Source organism: Bacillus paranthracis, from assembly GCF_001883995.1.
Classification (GTDB): Bacteria; Bacillota; Bacilli; order Bacillales; family Bacillaceae_G; genus Bacillus_A; species Bacillus_A paranthracis.
In genome coordinates, this window is the sequence record NZ_MACE01000081.1 from 31,581 (window position 1) to 49,548 (window position 17,968).

20 protein-coding genes are annotated in these 17,968 nt (G+C 34.9%); 4 read left to right on the forward strand and 16 right to left on the reverse strand.

Annotated features, from left to right (window positions below; all coding sequences use genetic code 11):
- Nucleotides 1-57: 57 nt before the first annotated feature.
- Entirely contained in the window at nt 58-819 is a 762-nt protein-coding gene (locus BAQ46_RS26500) for a class I SAM-dependent methyltransferase (protein ID WP_071743102.1), read from the forward strand.
- 51 nt (nt 820-870) lie between these two features.
- Here the strand turns inward: BAQ46_RS26500 and BAQ46_RS26505 are convergent, their stop codons facing one another.
- Together BAQ46_RS26505 and BAQ46_RS26510 are read right to left on the reverse strand one after the other, a co-directional pair.
- Nucleotides 871-1,998 carry a hypothetical protein gene (locus tag BAQ46_RS26505; protein ID WP_071743104.1) on the reverse strand — a complete coding sequence of 376 codons (1,128 nt, stop codon included), beginning with the start codon at nt 1,996-1,998 and terminating at the stop codon, nt 871-873.
- 105 nt (nt 1,999-2,103) lie between these two features.
- The gene (locus tag BAQ46_RS26510) at nt 2,104-2,628 is read right to left on the reverse strand and encodes an NUDIX hydrolase (protein WP_071743148.1); all 525 of its coding nucleotides are present in this window, start codon (nt 2,626-2,628) and stop codon (nt 2,104-2,106) included.
- Between the two features lie 195 nt (nt 2,629-2,823).
- Between BAQ46_RS26510 and BAQ46_RS26515 the strand changes: the two genes are divergently transcribed.
- Entirely contained in the window at nt 2,824-3,456 is a 633-nt protein-coding gene (locus tag BAQ46_RS26515; protein WP_071743150.1) for a CmcI family methyltransferase, read from the forward strand.
- A 33-nt stretch (nt 3,457-3,489) separates the two neighbouring features.
- Here BAQ46_RS26515 and lepB (BAQ46_RS26520) read toward each other — a convergent pair whose 3' ends face one another.
- Nucleotides 3,490-4,011, reverse strand: coding sequence for a signal peptidase I (gene lepB / locus BAQ46_RS26520; protein WP_000806877.1), 522 nt, complete (start codon nt 4,009-4,011; stop codon nt 3,490-3,492).
- An 82-nt stretch (nt 4,012-4,093) separates the two neighbouring features.
- Nucleotides 4,094-6,247 (reverse strand): peptidoglycan D,D-transpeptidase FtsI family protein, encoded by a 2,154-nt coding sequence (locus tag BAQ46_RS26525; RefSeq protein ID WP_071743106.1) that lies wholly within the window; start codon nt 6,245-6,247, stop codon nt 4,094-4,096.
- Between the two features lie 289 nt (nt 6,248-6,536).
- Here BAQ46_RS26525 and BAQ46_RS26530 point away from each other — a divergent pair, with 289 nt between their 5' ends.
- Nucleotides 6,537-7,118, forward strand: coding sequence for a hypothetical protein (locus BAQ46_RS26530; RefSeq protein ID WP_071743108.1), 582 nt, complete (start codon nt 6,537-6,539; stop codon nt 7,116-7,118).
- 55 nt (nt 7,119-7,173) lie between these two features.
- On the opposite strand, the gene BAQ46_RS26535 is transcribed toward BAQ46_RS26530, so the two are convergent.
- The 12 genes from BAQ46_RS26535 to BAQ46_RS26590 form a co-directional block, all read right to left on the reverse strand.
- Nucleotides 7,174-7,902 (reverse strand): NAD-dependent protein deacylase, encoded by a 729-nt coding sequence (locus BAQ46_RS26535; RefSeq protein WP_061130667.1) that lies wholly within the window; start codon nt 7,900-7,902, stop codon nt 7,174-7,176.
- Between the two features lie 75 nt (nt 7,903-7,977).
- Nucleotides 7,978-8,625, reverse strand: a complete 648-nt coding sequence (gene pcp / locus BAQ46_RS26540) for a pyroglutamyl-peptidase I (protein WP_061130666.1) — start codon at nt 8,623-8,625, stop codon at nt 7,978-7,980.
- 16 nt (nt 8,626-8,641) lie between these two features.
- Nucleotides 8,642-9,604, reverse strand: coding sequence for a DUF979 domain-containing protein (locus BAQ46_RS26545; RefSeq protein ID WP_001021658.1), 963 nt, complete (start codon nt 9,602-9,604; stop codon nt 8,642-8,644).
- 1 nt (nt 9,605) lies between these two features.
- Nucleotides 9,606-10,301, reverse strand: a complete 696-nt coding sequence (locus BAQ46_RS26550) for a DUF969 domain-containing protein (protein ID WP_000239804.1) — start codon at nt 10,299-10,301, stop codon at nt 9,606-9,608.
- Nucleotides 10,302-10,324: 23 nt separating this feature from the next.
- The gene (pxpA, locus tag BAQ46_RS26555; RefSeq protein ID WP_000207335.1) at nt 10,325-11,086 is read right to left on the reverse strand and encodes a 5-oxoprolinase subunit PxpA; all 762 of its coding nucleotides are present in this window, start codon (nt 11,084-11,086) and stop codon (nt 10,325-10,327) included.
- Between the two features lie 18 nt (nt 11,087-11,104).
- On the reverse strand, nt 11,105-12,094 hold the full coding sequence (locus tag BAQ46_RS26560) for a 5-oxoprolinase subunit C family protein (protein ID WP_061130664.1): 990 nt from the start codon (nt 12,092-12,094) through the stop codon (nt 11,105-11,107).
- Nucleotides 12,085-12,798, reverse strand: a complete 714-nt coding sequence (gene pxpB / locus BAQ46_RS26565) for a 5-oxoprolinase subunit PxpB (protein ID WP_071743110.1) — start codon at nt 12,796-12,798, stop codon at nt 12,085-12,087. The genes BAQ46_RS26560 and pxpB overlap by 10 nt, the downstream gene beginning before the upstream one ends.
- Before the next feature lie 14 nt (nt 12,799-12,812).
- The gene (locus tag BAQ46_RS26570; RefSeq protein WP_061130662.1) at nt 12,813-13,565 is read right to left on the reverse strand and encodes an IclR family transcriptional regulator; all 753 of its coding nucleotides are present in this window, start codon (nt 13,563-13,565) and stop codon (nt 12,813-12,815) included.
- A gap of 256 nt (nt 13,566-13,821) precedes the next feature.
- Nucleotides 13,822-14,373: a signal peptidase I gene (gene lepB, locus BAQ46_RS26575; protein WP_000662493.1), complete on the reverse strand. Its 552-nt coding sequence runs from the start codon at nt 14,371-14,373 to the stop codon at nt 13,822-13,824.
- Nucleotides 14,374-14,396: 23 nt separating this feature from the next.
- Nucleotides 14,397-15,074 (reverse strand): copper homeostasis protein CutC, encoded by a 678-nt coding sequence (locus BAQ46_RS26580; RefSeq protein WP_061130661.1) that lies wholly within the window; start codon nt 15,072-15,074, stop codon nt 14,397-14,399.
- Nucleotides 15,075-15,308: 234 nt separating this feature from the next.
- The gene (gene spoIIP, locus BAQ46_RS26585; protein ID WP_001045276.1) at nt 15,309-16,439 is read right to left on the reverse strand and encodes a stage II sporulation protein P; all 1,131 of its coding nucleotides are present in this window, start codon (nt 16,437-16,439) and stop codon (nt 15,309-15,311) included.
- 203 nt (nt 16,440-16,642) lie between these two features.
- Nucleotides 16,643-17,347 (reverse strand): ArsR/SmtB family transcription factor, encoded by a 705-nt coding sequence (locus tag BAQ46_RS26590; RefSeq protein ID WP_071743112.1) that lies wholly within the window; start codon nt 17,345-17,347, stop codon nt 16,643-16,645.
- A gap of 69 nt (nt 17,348-17,416) precedes the next feature.
- Between BAQ46_RS26590 and BAQ46_RS26595 the strand changes: the two genes are divergently transcribed.
- Nucleotides 17,417-17,890, forward strand: coding sequence for a DinB family protein (locus tag BAQ46_RS26595; RefSeq protein ID WP_071743114.1), 474 nt, complete (start codon nt 17,417-17,419; stop codon nt 17,888-17,890).
- Nucleotides 17,891-17,968: the final 78 nt, after the last annotated feature.

Genomic DNA, 17,968 nt, shown 5'->3' on the forward strand with positions numbered 1-17,968 from the left:
TCCTCCCTTTTTCTTTTCTCATCATATCATTCATTTACGAAATAGGAGGACATAATTATGAAACGTGATCCATTATTTTCAACTTTATTAGAAAGTGCCAATACAAATTTTAGTGGCTGGGATTTTTCTTTCATTTCAGAAACGGGCCGAATGAAGAGCGAGCCCTTATCGTGGTCATACGGCAGCACTGCTTTCCAGCTTATGCAGCATGCAGAATCAATGCTCGATATGGGGACTGGCGGCGGAGAGTTTTTATCTATGTTACAACCTTTCCCGTCAACTATTTATGCGACTGAAGGTTATGCTCCAAATGTGCCAATTGCTCGGAAGAAATTAGAGCCTTTAGGAGTTACAGTCGTCGAAGTGATTAATGATACTGTATTACCATTTCAAGATGGGCAGTTTGATTTCATTATAAATCAACATGAATCCTATGCTGCCTCTGAGGTAAAACGAATTCTTTCTCCAAATGGAGTTTTTCTTACACAGCAAGTTGGTGGTCTTGATTGCGCGGTACTGAATGAGCAGTTCGGCTCACCACTAAATAGCGAATTTGCAAGTTGGTCGCTTGAAGCGGCATGTAGTGAGTTAGAGGAAAATGAATTTACTATCTTAGATGCAAAAGAAGAATTCCCTTTCCAACGCTTTTATGATATTGGCGCTATTGTCTATTATTTAAAAGCGATTCCGTGGCAAATTCCTGATTTTACTGTCGAAAGGTATTATGAGGAACTATATCGTATACATGAAATCATCTTGCAAAAAGGATATTTTGATGTGAAGCAACATCGATTTATCATTAAGGCGATTCACAGCTAACAAAAAGGAGGTGGCAAAGCCCCTCCTTTTTGCTCCGTTTACGTATGTTCTCTACTCTTTCATAATAAGAAAAGTTATATCATCCCACTTCTTATCTAATTGTAAAGTAGTCTTTTCAATACTAGCCCCTGTTAACAAATCATATCCTTCAATCTCAGCTACCAATTGTTTCTTTTTACTCTTTGGATTCATATCTTTGTATAAGATGTATAACTTATTACCATGTACTTGTATATCAGAAATCCCTTTGTCCTCTCTAGTGATTTTTGTATTTTTGTCACTTTGTAATGAATATGTACGTATGATGTTCAAGTTCTCATCTAGCTCTTTCACTTTTTCATCATTATTTAAAATATACACCTTATCTTCAATCACCTGCACTAGAACAGGTATGAATTGCTTTTCGTCTAATATTATTTCTTTTTCTACTACTCTAGTCTTTGTATTTACCATAATTAATTTAGGTGGTAACTTTTGATTTACATTATCACTTAGTACGAACAATAATTTATCTTTATACTTTTGAAAAATTACTTTTTGAGGAGTTGTTGCAAAATATACATTTTCATTAGGAATTTCAAATTCGTTTGTTTTTTTATTTGTGACCAAATCTATTTCTGAAATATATACTTTGTCTAGCGTTTGTGAAAATGCGTATATATGATTCTCAATAATATGCGCACCTTGAATCGTTCCCTTTAGTTCTACACTTTCTTGCCTTTTATCATTCTCTTTCCAATATACGAGTTCACTTGTATATCCTTTCTTTTCGTCTACCAGCCCAATGTTCACATCATAAAATTTATAACCTTGCTCTGCATGTATAAAATATGCCCCTGCGTTTACATCTTGTAATTGTTTCGGTCTACTGATTTCTTGCATCTTACCAGTCTTATCAATTGCATAATGATTGTTATTTCTATTTGATGAGAAGTAGTATCCCTTTTCATCTTTTGCATTGCTTATCATACTTTGACCATCTACTTCCATTTTACTAATCGTATTTCCTTTCTTATCATATGCATATATGTAACTACCGGCTTTCATGGCATTTGAATAGGATACGAGGTAATCTGCTTTTTGAATGTCTTTAAGTTCTGTATCACTTTTAGAACAGGCTACAAAAAGGAACATCGTACATATGACGATTATGGTCAATGAATTGCATTTCTGGAACATATCATCACCTCACATATTTTAATAGAGCAATCAACATAAAAATGCTGATTGCTCTATTAAAATATTCTCTACTAGATTATAAGAGTGATTGTTGTCATATTTTTTCTATTGAGAAACGAGTTGTTTTTCATACCGTTTGTTCGCATCATCTTCTGTCAAAAATGAAGTTGTGTAAGTAATAATATTCCGGTTATCATATATGAATATATGCTCTAACTTATTTTCTTCTGTTAATACTATTGGTAAGTATTTTGGTAAATTGCTCACTACACCTCTATTATCCTTATTTAATATCCAATCAATTTCTTTCCATTCTAATAATCCTTCCGCCATACTTACTGGCGTGTCCATATGTACCCCATCTGGCAGATCAGCAAGGAATACATACATTCCTTCACGCCCCTGAGACTCGTCCTTACTTTTAAAAACGACATTCCCTTTATACGTTACACTTGGAAGATCTATGCCTGTTTCTTCAAGCGTTTCTCTAATTATTCCTTCATATGGCGTTTCATTATCTTCAATTTTTCCACCAACACCATTCCACATTCCCATATTTGGCTTTTTATTTCTATTCAATAAGAGTATTTTATTTCCTTTTCTAATGAAACAAATTGTGTACTTATACATACGTTTCTTTCCTTTCTTTTTCCCCTCATCTAAAAATTTAAACAGCATTTTGATTAGACTTGCTGCATAAAAAAATTCTTATTATACAAACAACTGGTTTTTTAATGAGGTATTTTGCTCATTTTTATTCAAAAACATTCTCCTTACAATCATATCTCACATAATATATTGTACAACTTTCGTTTCCAGAAAGGAGTGTTCAAAATCGATAACATAAGCAGCGAATTTTTAAAACAATTTTACGATAGTCGCGTCTGGTTATATGATACACATTGGCTTGGAGTCCCCATTCTCAAACTTCCTTCTGATCTTTTTTTGTATCAAGAAATGATTTACGAATTAAAACCCGATTTAATTATTGAATGTGGCACTTGTTATGGTGGTAGCGCACTGTATTTAGCTTCCATTTTAGATTTAATTGGAAAAGGTCATGTTCTTACTATTGATATATTTCCACAACCAAATCGTCCATCCCATGATCGTATTACGTATTTAACAGCTTCTTCTGTTTCAGTAACCGCTGTGCAAACAATATTAAGTATGCGCAAACCTGATGATGTGATTTTAGTTATTTTAGATTCTGATCATAGTAAAGAGCATGTAGCAAAAGAATTGTTGCTTTATAAATCTATCGTTACTAAAGGCAGTTATATTATAGTAGAAGATACATCTATTAATGGAAATCCTATTTCTCCTGATTGGGGACCTGGCCCAATGGAAGCTGTTGAAGAGTTTTTAGCTACAAACAACAATTTCATAATCGATGAATCTAAGCATAAGTTTTTCATATCGTTTAACCCAAAAGGTTTTTTAAAGAAGATAAAGTGAAACGTTAATAAGTGGGGATAGAGAAACCCCCACTTATTCTATGATCTTCATTTTTGAAAAAGGATAATATACAAATTCCACTTTGCCTATTATATTATCTTCTTCAATATATCCTAAACCGTTTCGACTATCTCTACTAAGTTCACGATTATCTCCCATTACAAATAATTTATTTGGTGGGATTTTTGTCTTTTGAAAGTTATAAAACACTTGCGTATTATTGAATAAATCTTTATTTGTATACGGTTCTTCTTGTTTTTTATCATTCACATATACAGATCCATTCGTTATGTTAATTACGTCACCAGGAAGTCCTATTACTCGTTTTACATAATATTTCGATTCATCCTCTTCCTTTATAATGACAATTTCTCCATGCTCTAAATCGGAAAAATGTACTGCCGCTTTATTTACAAATACGTAGTCTTCTTCATATAAAGTCGGTTGCATCGATTTCCCTTCCACTTTACATAAAGTAAAAGAATGATAGGCTATTACCAAAACAAACACGAAGAGTATGTATTTCCCCCAACCTCTTTTAATCTCCTGTTTCATATCCATTCCCACCTTATTCAAACGCTTTTTAAATCAAAAAATATATCACTGCACCATATGTCTCAATGCAGTGATATTATTTTTACTGGGCCTTGTTCGGCTGCTCTACTGGGACTGGATTTCCACCTGCTCTTTTCGCTTTCAATTCAAAATACGCATCCAAAATCTCTTTACCAATCGCGGAATTAATTCCTGATTTGTCATCATTTACCCATGGTACAACAACTGAAAAAGCTACTTCCGGATCAGCATCATACGGCGCATAACCGGCAAGAGTTAAATTATAACATTTTTTTCGATTATTGTTTTCATCTCTTCCAATTTCACTTTCTCCACCATACACAGTTTCAGCTGTCCCTGTTTTTCCAGCTGGTTTATACGGTAATCCTTTAAACGTTGCAGTACCTGTTCCGTCATTCTCTTGAAAAACCCTTCTAAATCCTTCTTTTACATGATTAATGTATGAAGTGTTCATATCCACTCGATTTAAAATAACTGGTTCAATAGATCGAATAACTTTTCCAACATCCTCTGGTCTATGTGGTTGTTCTCTCACTTCTTGCACAATTTGCGGTTTCATTCTGTAACCACCGTTTGCAATGGTTGAAATATATTGAGCAAGTTGAAGCGGCGTATATGTATCGTACTGTCCAATCGCATAATCAAGTAAAAAACCAGGTACGTTATCCGTTCTACCCATTTGACCAATCGATTCATTCGGCAAGTCAATACCAGTCGGTACACCTAAACCAAATTGTCTAAAATAGTAGCGCATTTTATTAAATGTCTCTTGTTTAATGTCTAATGGATTGTTTGGCACATAATTTATACCTGCCATCTTTAATGCTGTATTAAACATATATACGTTTGATGAAACTTGTAAAGCTCTTAAATCATCAATATCACCAAAGTCTTTCCACGATTTCTTCGGCTTAGAGCTTCCTTTAAAATACATAGGTGCATCAAAGAAATGCGTATACGGCTTAATTGTGTCAGTTTGATAACCAGCTAATAATGTAGCCCCTTTCACAGTGGACCCTAACTCATAAGAACTTGTCATCGTTCCTAAAGCGTAGTCTTCTATTTGCATCCCGCCATCTTTATTTACAATTTTCTTTCCTGCCATCGATAAAATTTGACCGTTTTTCGGGTTCATCATTACAACGAATGCACGATCCATCATCGGCTCTGCAGAATGAAATGCTCGTAAATTCTTTTCAAGACTTTCCTCTACTTTTTTCTGTAACTCCATATCCACTGTTAACATTAAATTATTTCCACTTTTTCCTTCGGTCACTTTTTCTGTCCGGATTATATTTCCTGCTTTATCTGTAATGCTTCTAGATTGCTCTTTCGTTCCATGTAATGCGTCTTCATATTGCTTTTCGATGTAACTCTTACCAATGCGGTCATTTCGGTTATAATCACGCACTAAATAATAATCTAATTGTTCCCTTGGCAATCCTTCATTTTCAGTAGAAACGCTACCAAGAATAGAACGAAGTATTTTATCATTTGGGTATTCACGTTCCCAGTCTACTGTCGTATCTACTCCGGGCAAGCTTGCCAATCTTTCACTTACGACTGCATATTCATTTTGACTTACATCTTTTTTAACGATTTGCGGCGTCATTTTATATCCCGCATTCATTTTGCTTTTAATAGCTAGTACTTCTAGGTCTTCTTTTGAAAGTTCGCTTAATTCTTCTTGTGTAATTCTTTCCCTACGTAACTCTTCCACTTTTTTATCTAATTCTTTTCCTTCTATCTCCTGCTTCCTAAATTTATTCTCATCTTCTTTCGTTACTTTTTCTGCTGCCCGCTTTTCATTTAACTGCATCCAAAAATCCTTTTTATCTGTTTCTGTTAACTTGTCTATATCCTCTGGCGACATTTCAATTAACTGGGCTAACTGTCTTGCTACTTGTAAAACTTCTTTCGAATCTACTCCTTTCATTTTCGTATATGTAACGGTTCGTAGTGGTTTGTTATTTACAATCACCTGACCTTGTCGATCAAACATTTTCCCTCTAGGAACAGGTGTACTTACCGTTACATCTTCCTTTTTGTTCACTTCATTTCTATACGTTTCTCCATCAATGATTTGTACTTTACCTAATTGAATTATAATAGCTGAAAATAAAAGAAAGACGATAAAAAATAGTACATTTAACCGAAAAGGAATATGAGTCTTTTTCTTTTTCGATTGTTTCTTCTGCTCCTTTTTCTGTCTCATTTCGCTCCCTCGCTTCATTCTATTAACATTTCTACATGGAACCATTATGTATCAAATTTATTTATATGATATATATAGAATTTTATATTAATTATAAAAGAAATAAAAGATTTAATTTTCAGTTTTTTTATTTTATATCCTATTTATTACCATTCCCTTAATACACAATAACATGAATATTATTCTAAAAGAAAACTGGTACAAATTTATTTTTATACCATTAGTTTACATTTATTTGTATACTAAAGAAATAAATTCATAAAAGACATTACTTAAGGAGAGAACGAAAATGACAGATTCATTTACAATACATACTAATGCGCCCCATTGTTTAAACTTTATGATTTATATTCAAAATATTTATCTCAACCAAAAAGAGAAAAAGGAAAATTTAAAATTTCCTTACATAGCAAGACAATTCAATTTTTCTACTAACTTTGAAGCAAATTTCAAAGAATTATGGCATTCACTTCGCAAACAAATGGCTAATGACAAGTATGATTCGCAATTTTTTTATGATGAAAACCATATCTTTTATGAGAATCTTTTTGATAATCATTTATGTAATAAAGAATTATTCAAAGAATTAATATGTAGTTTTAAAGTATGGTGGACTAGCATAGCAGGTCAGCTTTCATTAGAATGGTCTGTAAGTGATTTTAGTAGACAACTTTACGAAGACTTAGTTTTATATATAAAACAACACCAAATAAAACCTTTACAACAGCTACATATTAGCTTACTTTATGACGATTGTGTATTCGTTAAAAATAATACTACTTCTTACTCTGCTATTTTACCTACGAAACACTTTTTTATTAATTATAGAGATGTTGTTACTACATTATCGACATGTTTTCACGCTGCTTAGTATAACGATTACTCAAATAAAAAACTGAGGCGGATACCTCAGTTTTTTCGATAACTTATTTCCTTGAAGACAATCCGTCAACAAATTCACCAATCTTATTTTGAAAAACATAATCAAAGTTATATTCTTGTCCTGTTAACTCTTCATTTACTAAAATCGTTGTTGCTCCTACTTCCCTCTTTGCGATTTGCGGGAATGAAGCAACAGGTTGTACTTTGAGTGACGTCCCCATAACGATAAGCACATCTGTTTCATATAAACGTTTGACCGCATTTTGATATTGCGGCAATGTATCTCCGTATAAAACAACGTCTGGATTTAAAATGAAATTACACTTCTGACAGCGCGGCACCTCATGATCAATCATATACTGCAAATCATATCCCGTTTTACACTTCGGACAATGTGCTGTTTGCAGTGTGCCGTGTAAATCAATAACATGTTTACTACCACCTAATTGATGTAAACCGTCAATATTTTGCGTTAAAATCGTAATATCTTTCCCTTGCTCTTCTAGCTCCGCTAAAAAGCGATGCCCACGATTTGGTTTATATTGATGAAACGTATTGATTTGAAAGATTTCTTTATAATGCTTCCAAAATTCTTTCGGACTTCGGTTATAGTACCCTCTTGATAAATACATCTCGACATTCGCATCAGCATATAATCCATTTGCTGAACGAAAATCTGGGATACCACTTTCCGTACTTGCACCAGCGCCTGTTAATACTGTCATTTTCTTCGCTTTTTCTAAAATCAAACGTACTTCTTCAAATTGTTGCACAAAAATCACCTCTATGTATATTGCTATACTTATTATACCAGTTGTTTACAGGAGGTGTCGTGCAATTCATTCTACTTAATGCGTCGTGCCACCAACCTCTACAATATCTACCTCAACGGTCGTCGTTACTTCAACTGCCAACTCTATCCCTTTACGAATAGTAGAAAGTGACATACTCGGTTGCCCTGGATAATTACTCGCTTGCTCTGGTAAAAACGGAATATGAATAAATCCGCCTTTCATTTTTGTATCATGTTTTTCTAGTTCATGCATGAGACCATAGAATAAATGATTACAAACGAACGTACCTGCTGTTTGTGAAACGGAAGCCGGTATACCTTCTTCTTGAAGTTTTTTTACAATTGCTTTCATCGGAAGTGTAGACCAATAAGCAGCTGGTCCTTCTTCTACAACCGGTACATCTACCGGTTGGTTCCCTTCATTGTCAGCAATTCTTGCATCATCAATATTAATTGCGACACGCTCTATCGTAATATCTGGTCTACCCCCAGCTTGTCCAATGCATATAATAAATTCCGGTGCTAGTTCTTCTATATACTCTTTTAATACGCTGATTGATTTATGAAATACAGTGGGTACTTGTTTACTAATAATCTTGTATTCTCCGATTGTTTTTTCATGCAAACTTTTTGCGACTTCCCCAGCTGGATTGATACTTTCTCCACCGAACGGATCAAATCCTGTTAATAATACTGTTTTCATTGTTTTCTCCTCCTAATTAGAAACGATATACTAGGCCGTACATGATAAACATATTTATGATGAAGATTGAAAGAGCAATTGGTACCTGTGCTTTAATAACGGCATTTTTATCTTTCAGTTCTAAAAGCATTGCCGGTACGATATTAAAGTTTGCTGCCATTGGCGTAAGCAGCGTTCCGCAATATCCAGCAAACATACCAAGCGCTGCCATAATCGCTGGGTTTCCGCCGTGCATTTGCACGATTAAAGGTAAACCAATTCCGCCAGTAATAACGGCAAACGCTGCGAAAGCATTTCCCATTACAACTGTGAAAAGCATCATTCCTAAACAGTACGCCATAACAGCAACGAACGGATACTCTGTCGGTAACACTTGTCCGACTAAATCAGAAACGACTTGTCCAACGCCAGATTTCGCGAAAATACCACCAAGTGCTGCTAACATTTGTGGTAAAATAACAGCCCAGCCGACAGCTTGTAATAGTCTGCTTCCTTCTTGTACAGGCGTTGTTATTTTCGATTTTGTAATACGCATTGCCGCAACGAATGCAAGTAATGCTCCTAATGCTAATGCTACTAGCGTTACTTTATCCGGATCAACAAGAGAAACATTTCCCCATTTAATTTTTCCTAACGTTAACGTACCGATAATTGTAAAAATAGGTATTAAAAGTGCAGGCATAAAAATTTTGTTTTTTAATTTCTCAGCATGTTTCACACGTTCTTGTACTGGAACTTCTTTCTCCTCTGATTTTGTTACTTTATTTAGTGAAGCTAATACAACCATAGCGAGTACAATACAGCCAACGTAAAACGAAGGGATTACATTCCCAAATAAAAATGTAACTGCAAACAACGCCCAAAATAAACTAGAACCAAATCGGTTTGGATGCTCACGATCAAACGCAATACGAACAGCGATAAAGGCAACGATTATACCTAATACATAGTAGATTGTATCCATTGTGATGATGTTCATTTTATATTGCCTCCTTCTCTTCTTTTTCTTTTGATGTCATCGTTTTTGCTATATATTTATCAAACCTTCTAAATCTGATCCAGCTCACGATAAGCGCTGATATTGCAGTTGGAATACCCCAAAGCGCCATATCCCACACACCGACATGCATACCTACCGAATCGAAGAATCCTTTCATTAATAAAATCGCACCAGTTGCGATAAAAATATCTTCTCCGAAAAACCAAGCTGTATTTTCCGCAGCCGCTGCATTTGCTTTAATCTTTTCTCTTAATTTTTCAGGGAGCTTACCGTATTTACCTTGCGCAGCCCCTTCTGCCATCGGTGCAACGAGTGGTCTTACCGTTTGCGCATGACCTCCAATATTCAGTCCAAGTGCTGCTGATGATTCTCTTATCGTAAAATATGACATTAATACTCTTCCAGTTGTTGCACCTTTTGATTTCGTTATAAGTGCTTCTGCTCTTTCTTTCAAACCGTAACGCTCTAAAATTCCGATTACCGGTAAAGTTAGTATGATAGGCATAGACATATATCTATTCTCTATGAAAAATTTACCGAACATGCTAATGACATCATAAAAGCTTAATCCTGAAACCATACCAGTAACAATACCTGCAACCATAACGACTAATAGTGTATTTAATCTAAATAAAAAGCCCACTGCAACAAGTAATATCCCGATTAATTTCACCAATTCCAACACTTCCCCTCATTATTTTATTTCGGTGTGCATATAGAAATCTCATTATTTTCGAATGTTCTGTATATTCTTCTCGCAAATTGTACAGCTTTCTCTCCATCACCGTGTAAACAAATCGTCTGCGCCTGAACGGCTACTTTCTGGCCGTTCACCGAATTTACATAGCCTTCTTTCACCATTTGAAGCACTTGCTTTATCGCTTCTTCTTCATTTTTTATAAGCGCATTTTCTTCCGTACGACTCGTTAATGTTCCATCTTGCTTATACGTACGATCTGCGAAAGCTTCTTGTACGAGAGTTATATTGTATTTTTCCGCAGCCTGTATAAACGCCTCGCTATTTGCTAATCCGTAAAGTAATAGACTTGGATTTATATGATATATTGCCTTTGCAATTGCATCTGCAATTTCCGGATTAGTTGCCGCCATATTATATAGAGCACCGTGTGGTTTCACATGATGCATCTTCCCGCCAGCTGCTTTTACAAAACCATCTAATGCACCAATTTGATATAGAACATAATCGTATACTTCACTTGCTGGAACGTTCATGTTCCTTCTACCAAATCCAATTAAATCCGGAAATCCGGGATGTGCCCCTATCGCAACGTTATGTTGCATTGCCTTTTCAACTGTTTGTCGCATAACGGACGGATCACCCGCATGAAAACCACAAGCAACGTTTATTGAGGAAACGAACGGGAGAATTTCATCATCATTCCCCATTTTATAAGCGCCAAAACTTTCTCCTAAATCACAATTTAAATCAATTGTAGTCACACTGTTTCCCTCCTAATTTCAGCTTCGTAAAGCAATGAATTTCTTTAATAGATTCATATTTACTTCTTGTTCTATGTACAATTGTTCCGCTTCTTCAAGCGAAATTTTCTCAAAAGAAACATAGTCCCCCGGCTTTAGCTGGGCAAGAAGAGGTAAATCTACTGAAATGATATTTCCCATTCTCGGATAGCCACCTGTCGTTTGCCTATCTGCCATTAATATAATCGGCTGTCCACCATTAGGAACTTGAATGGTTCCAAATGTAACAGGACTCGATAAAATCTCTTTTTCAACGGCTCTATTTAAAATTTCTCCTTCAACCCTATAACCCATACGGTCAGCGTAATTAGATACTTTATACTCTTTCGTAAAAAATGCCTTTTTGCTTTCTTCTGTAAATTGATTATATTCAAAGTCAGCTATGACACGAAGCTTAGGATGTTTCTTATACTTTGGTAGTACGCTGTTGCTAATTGCCCATTTCGTTTTTATTCTCTTATCTTTTTGTAAGTCTTGAACGAAACGATTCGCCATTTCTGGCTGTACACCAATTTGGAAGTAGTCACCCTTTTTCAACATTCTTCCTTCTATACCTCCAATCGCAGCACGTATGTAAGTACTTTTGCTTCCCATCGTACGATCAATATGGATACCACCTGCAAAAGTCACATACGTTCTGCAACCACTTTTCACTTTTCCAAAGCAAAGCATACTACCTTCTTCCGCTAAAATGGGACGCCATAATGGTATACGCTCCCCATTTAGTAACGGTTCCATATCCGCACCGCCAATCGCAAGTAACGTCGTTTTCTTTATTAACAATTTCGGTCCCATAATCGTCATTTCGAGTGCCGCTTCATTCTCTTCATTACCAACTAACATATTGATCGTCCGAAGTGCACTTTGATCCATCGCCCCGCCAACTGGCACACCGTATTGTTGATAATGAGATCGTCCTAAATCTTGGACTGTTGTAAACATCCCTGCATGCAAAACCTCTACATCCATTCTTTAGCCCCCTCAAGTGATACGTACTCTTCCTTCGTTATTGGGATAAATCGTAAATACATGCCGCTTTGAATAAAGGTTGGTGTTTCTTCTTCCGGATTAAATAAGGAGATTGGTGTTCGGCCAATAATATTCCATCCACCCGGTGTTTCAAGCGGATAAATACCTGTTTGATTTCCGCCGATTCCTACTGAACCAGGAGAGATTTGTAACCGTGGTATTTCTTTTCTAGGCGTTTCTAGTTTTTTTGATAGTCCTCCTAAATACGGGAATCCTGGTGTAAAGCCTAACATATACACAAAATACGTTGTTTCACTATGTATTCGGATCACATCTTCTACTTGTAAACCGTGATAATATGCCACCTCTTCTAAATCAGGTCCATATTCTCCCCCGTAACAAACGGGTATAGAAATATGTTTCACATCTCGTTTCAGCTCTTCCTTATACGTATCTAACATTCTAGCTATGTATTGGCATACGCAATCATATGGTCTTATCTTTCTATCATTTCCCTTCCATACTTCATACAAATTGTAGTAAACGGCTAATGAAGTAAACGACGGAACACATTCAACCATCCCTACAAACGGATGTTGCTGCAACGCTTGAAATAGTCGTTGTACTTTTTCGTATACATCCATCCCGATTTCTGCACCAAATGTAACAATAATTGCTTGATCCCCTAACGCAGAAAATTTCATCCTACTCCCTCTTTCTATGCCAAAAAGCCAAGTTCTTTCGAAATGCGATTCGCTGTCTCTTTCACCTTCGCGATAAAATATGAAATGTTACTTTCGCTGTACTCAATTGCTAATCCTGAAATGCTAATGCCTGCTACAACCGTTCCATCATTTGCGAAAATGGGCGCTGCTATAGCTGCTGTATGATTTTCTAACTCAGAATAGCTAATGGTGTGTCCTTCCTTTTTCGCCATTTGTAACACTTCTAGTAATTGTTTCTTATCTACGATTGTTCCATCTGCAAATTGTTTTAAATTCGTTTCCTCTATGTATTTCCGTTTCTTTTCCTCAGAAAAATACGATAGTAAAATTCTCGGACATGCACCAGCATAAAGTGGCGCTCTTCTTCCAACCGCCGTATACACACGTACAGGCTGAACGCCTTCCATCTTTTCCACATAAATCGCATCATTACCATCTTGAATAATTAAATTAACTGCCTGCCCTAAACTATCTCTAAGCTCTTTCATATATGGAATCGCAATATTTCTTACGGATAGTCTTTGTGAAACAAGTTGACCAAACCGTAAAAAAACGACTCCTAGACGATATTTCCCCTTCTCATTTTTTTGTAAAAATTCCATTTCTTCTAACGAACCAATTAAACGATAAACAGATGTTTTCGGCATACTTGTAAGCTGAACCATTTCTGTTAAACTTAGCTCTTCATGCTCATAAAACAACTGTAAAATATCCATTGTCTTAACTGCCGTTTTATTTATAGTCATTCTCTCTCCCTCTTATTCCGAATTTCGGAACTTAAATTCCATTTTCTGAAACAAACATATAATTAAAAATTATAAAATATTCTTTCAATTCTATCAATATATTTTTCAGCTACTTAACCTTTATGTAAGGTCAATACAAAATAAAATTTAGAAATAATGATGGTTCTCTTTCAAAAGCTCAAGTTATAGCAGAACCAAACGTTTAAATAGGCATAAAAAAAGTATGGAAGAATATATATTCCCCCATACTTTTTCTTTATAACGCTCTTACTTGTTTCAACGGCCAGAAAACAGCTTGTCCTTTTCCGACAATTTCATCTTCTGAAATAAACCCAAACATACGACCGTCTTTAGAAACTTCACGATTATCCCCTAAAACAAATACTTGGCCTTCTGGCACTTTCGTTTTTCCTGTGATTTGTTCTAACGTAAAGTCTGGAGTTAATACACGGCCTGCTGCTTTTTCTTTAAACTCTTTTAAATATGGTTCTTCCATCGCTTTTCCGTTTACATATAAAACATCATTTTTATACTCAACTGTATCACCTGGTAAACCAATTACTCGTTTTACTAAATCGTATCCTTCTTTTCCATGAAAGACGATAATATCAAAACGTTCTAATCCACTTATACTGTAACCAATCTTGTTCACGAGAACTCGTTCGTTATTTTCTAAAGTGGGCATCATCGATTCGCCTTGTACTAATGACGGTGTAAATAAAACACCGCGAATAATTGCGATTAATACAAGGGTAAATCCTATCGTTTTCGCCCATGAGAATAATTCTTTCTTCGTATTTTCCTTCATCGTTTCTCCTCTTTCTTAATTGTTTATTGTATGATTTGAACTAATTCTTGTACGAAATTAGGATCAATTTCAGCAAAACATGATTTCCCTTCTCTTACAGCTGTACCGACATGAGCTTGCGAAATTCCAGTTTCATCTAGCAATCGTTTTATATTTTCTTTCGTCACACCAGCTCCAGCTACAAGCTGAATTTGACCATCGCTTACCTTTTGCATATCTGTAAGCACCGGAATATTATCAACTATATTCCCTTGTCCACCTGAAGTTAAGACGTGAGTCACTTTATGAAACTTCTTTAACGTTCTCATTGCTTCTACTGGATTTTCCGTGTCGTCTATTGCACGATGATATGTGACATTTATCCCATCTACCACAGATAATAAATTCGCTAGTTTCTCTTCATCCACTTCATTCTTTTCATTTAATACACCTAATACAACACCAGCTACTCCTAATTTCTGAGCAACTACAATATCTTCTTTCATCATTTCAATTTCTTCTTCCGTATATGTAAAAGACTTCGCATGCGGACGAATCATAACGTGAATTGGTATATGTACTGCTTCTACCGCTTTTTTAATAAATGCATAACTCGGCGTTAAACCGCCTTCTGTATAAGATGAAATTAATTCGATTCGTTTTCCGCCAGCTCGTTCAATTCGTTTTACATCTTCTAAACATGTTGCAATAACCTCTAGCATGAGATAACCTCTTTTCGTGCTTTTTTCTTATTATACAGTAGGTGAAATAAGAAGCATAGCATTCTCCTATAAAACGATAAAAAGAAGAATGAAAAGAAAGATTTTTTCAATTGATAACGTGTATTGGTAATCTTATATTTTTCATATTCTACAAAAAAGGAGTAACCCCCTATAACGCCTAACTAGGTGTCACTCCTTTTCATTTTACAAAAACACTAAATTTCTCCGCTATATTTAGTTATTTTTCTTTGTTACTTCATTATAATAATGGCTAAATGCTTCTACTAATGCGTCTACGGAAGCATACAGTTCTTCTGGAGTATTATCTACCCCTCCCATTTCAATAAGTAATGCATTTGGAGAAAGGTCTTGATTATATACTCCATTCCCGCTTTTACGATCTTTAATAAAAATGCCTCGGCTTAAACCGTAATACTTCTCGTCTAAATATGAATTGATTGCTGTTACTATTTTTTTATTTTTTTCATAGTTAGGATTTTCTCGACCTAAAATAAAATAGAGTCGTGCATAATCCTTTCCATTAATCGTTTTCTTCGTAATATTTTTTCGTGCATCGTCCCTATGAAGATCAATGGGAAACATAATATTTTTATCTTGTGCTAATTTATCTTGTAATATTTGACGGGACCCTTTGTAAGATTGGGCCCAGTTTAAATTTTTATTTCGTAGAAAGTCCCTCATATTTGTCGTATCATGTGAAACACCTATTCCTTTTTCTTCTAACTTTTGTTTTAAATAATTTCCAACAAACGTAATATTCACTTCATTATTTGTACTAGAGGCATCATCAGGTTTAGTAGCACCTGGAATGAGAGGAATAAACGACTCCCAACTATGTGTATGATAAATAAAAACTTTATTTTCACCGTTATTTTGTGTATTTGAATTGTTTTCTTTCTCACTCTTTGGGTGTTTAACAGCAGTACCTTTATCTTGAATATTCTCTAAAGGAATGCTGGATTCTTCAGGAATGTTCGTATAATCTGTTCCTTCCCCGGCAATTAATATTTCTGAATAAAATTGATTCATATTTGGAAGTTCTCGAGTTAATAAGCTCCGGAGGTCATTTACATTAATATTTGTAGAAAGTGAAAGTAAAAAAGATTCCAAAGACGCTCGTCCTTTTTCTTTATGAAATTCTTCGGCAAAATAACGATTTTCACTGCCTATCATATACATAAGGCCTTTCGTAGAATTCGTTCCTAATAATTGATTAATATAATAAGATTTAAATACGTTCGAATTACTAGAAATGAAGAATGAAGTGAGAATACATATAATTGTGAATAAAAGACATATCATGACATACTTTATATTAAATACTTTCAGTTTCACTTTATTCATTTTATATCTCCCTTCATTTACTATATTCTTACGCATAATTTTCAATGAATATGATTACTAATTTAATAGAATCGTCTCAACTACTATTTTTTCAGCTAATCTCTTTCCGTAAAGCAAGTGAGGTTAATTTGTCGTGCGCAAATATCACTAAAGATTTTTAAAAGAAATGAAATAACCTGAGTCTACATTTGTATAGACTCAGGTTATTTCATCTCTTTATTGTCCATGTCAATGCCTAATTCGTCTTTCAAGAACTTCATACCTTTTCTTGTAAGATGGACAGCCCGATTCTTATCCGTTTTTGTAATCCATTCCTGTTCAAAAAATAGTTTTGCTATTGCAGATCCTAACCAACCAGAAATATGGTAGCGTCGTTCACTCCAATCAAGACAAGGTTTTGCAAATATTCTTCTCTTTATATTTGCCGTTTCAATATTTATTCCAAAATTCAGAAACCACCGCTTACCTTGTTCCGTTACAATGTATTCTCCTTTCTCTAAAATGATAAATTCCTTATCTAATAATTTTTCGGTTATCTCTACACCGAGTCTACCTGCAAGATGATCGTAACAAGTTCGAGCATAACGAATTTGTTTTAGTTGATCTGATTGTTTTAAAGACCGAACTTGAACTGTTGGTGCGATTGTTCCTAACTTTTCAAGAACCTCTGCTACCTCTTGATTAGCAAGTCGATAGTAACGATGTCTACCATGTTGTTCAACTGTCAGTAGATTCCCCTCTACTAATTTAGAAAGATGAGAACTAATTGTTGGATGTGACACCTTTGCCATATAAGCTAATTCGCTAGCAGGTAGTGCTTGATTATTCATTAAACAATCTAAGATGATTGCTCTTGTAGGTTCAGCAATAAGTTTAGCTATATATGAGATATTCGGATATACATTCATATTTCGATGATACCCTAACTATTAAATTGATACAATTATTTTAAATTTAACAGTAAAGGAGAATGTATTATGAATGCAATTGATCTTAGTATATTAAATTTAAAAGAAACGAGAAGGCGCTCAGAAAAATTATGGAATTCTCTTCCCGATAATTTTCTTAATTGGAAGCCTGATCACGAGGCTATGTCCTTTGGTGAAATGATTCGTCACGTATGGACCTCAACTTTTTACTATCATATGATTTTAAAAAACAACGGCTCAATAAACGACATACATATCCCGTATGATGATGATGAGCCAATTACTTGTGTTAAAAAAGAAATTGAATTAGCACAATCATGTTTTGCCGATTTCATAGAATATGTTCAATCAATAAGCATAGCAGAGCTAGATTCAAGACTTATTGATCGAAGCGATGTTGGCTATCAACGATATTTAGGCGATATGCTATTACGAATTGCCTATCATGATGCGGTCCATGCAGGTCAATTTTTACAATATTTACGAATGGTAAATTTAGAAAGACCATTGATTTGGGATTAAATTTAGTAATTATTTACAAATTTTCCAAACTGGCATTTCGATAAGAATCTTTCAACAAGAAACAATCACAAAACCATG

Coding starts and splice junctions, on each gene's coding strand:
- BAQ46_RS26500 (WP_071743102.1), top strand. CDS start 58: ATGAAACGTGATCCATTATTTTCAACTTTATTAGAAAGTGCCAATACA.
- BAQ46_RS26505 (WP_071743104.1), bottom strand. CDS start 1,998: ATGTTCCAGAAATGCAATTCATTGACCATAATCGTCATATGTACGATG.
- BAQ46_RS26510 (WP_071743148.1), bottom strand. CDS start 2,628: ATGTATAAGTACACAATTTGTTTCATTAGAAAAGGAAATAAAATACTC.
- lepB (WP_000806877.1), bottom strand. CDS start 4,011: ATGAAACAGGAGATTAAAAGAGGTTGGGGGAAATACATACTCTTCGTG.
- BAQ46_RS26525 (WP_071743106.1), bottom strand. CDS start 6,247: ATGAGACAGAAAAAGGAGCAGAAGAAACAATCGAAAAAGAAAAAGACT.
- BAQ46_RS26530 (WP_071743108.1), top strand. CDS start 6,537: ATGACAGATTCATTTACAATACATACTAATGCGCCCCATTGTTTAAAC.
- pcp (WP_061130666.1), bottom strand. CDS start 8,625: ATGAAAACAGTATTATTAACAGGATTTGATCCGTTCGGTGGAGAAAGT.
- BAQ46_RS26545 (WP_001021658.1), bottom strand. CDS start 9,604: ATGAACATCATCACAATGGATACAATCTACTATGTATTAGGTATAATC.
- BAQ46_RS26560 (WP_061130664.1), bottom strand. CDS start 12,094: ATGGATGTAGAGGTTTTGCATGCAGGGATGTTTACAACAGTCCAAGAT.
- pxpB (WP_071743110.1), bottom strand. CDS start 12,798: ATGAAATTTTCTGCGTTAGGGGATCAAGCAATTATTGTTACATTTGGT.
- BAQ46_RS26570 (WP_061130662.1), bottom strand. CDS start 13,565: ATGACTATAAATAAAACGGCAGTTAAGACAATGGATATTTTACAGTTG.
- lepB (WP_000662493.1), bottom strand. CDS start 14,373: ATGAAGGAAAATACGAAGAAAGAATTATTCTCATGGGCGAAAACGATA.
- BAQ46_RS26580 (WP_061130661.1), bottom strand. CDS start 15,074: ATGCTAGAGGTTATTGCAACATGTTTAGAAGATGTAAAACGAATTGAA.
- spoIIP (WP_001045276.1), bottom strand. CDS start 16,439: ATGAATAAAGTGAAACTGAAAGTATTTAATATAAAGTATGTCATGATA.
- BAQ46_RS26590 (WP_071743112.1), bottom strand. CDS start 17,347: ATGAATGTATATCCGAATATCTCATATATAGCTAAACTTATTGCTGAA.
- BAQ46_RS26595 (WP_071743114.1), top strand. CDS start 17,417: ATGAATGCAATTGATCTTAGTATATTAAATTTAAAAGAAACGAGAAGG.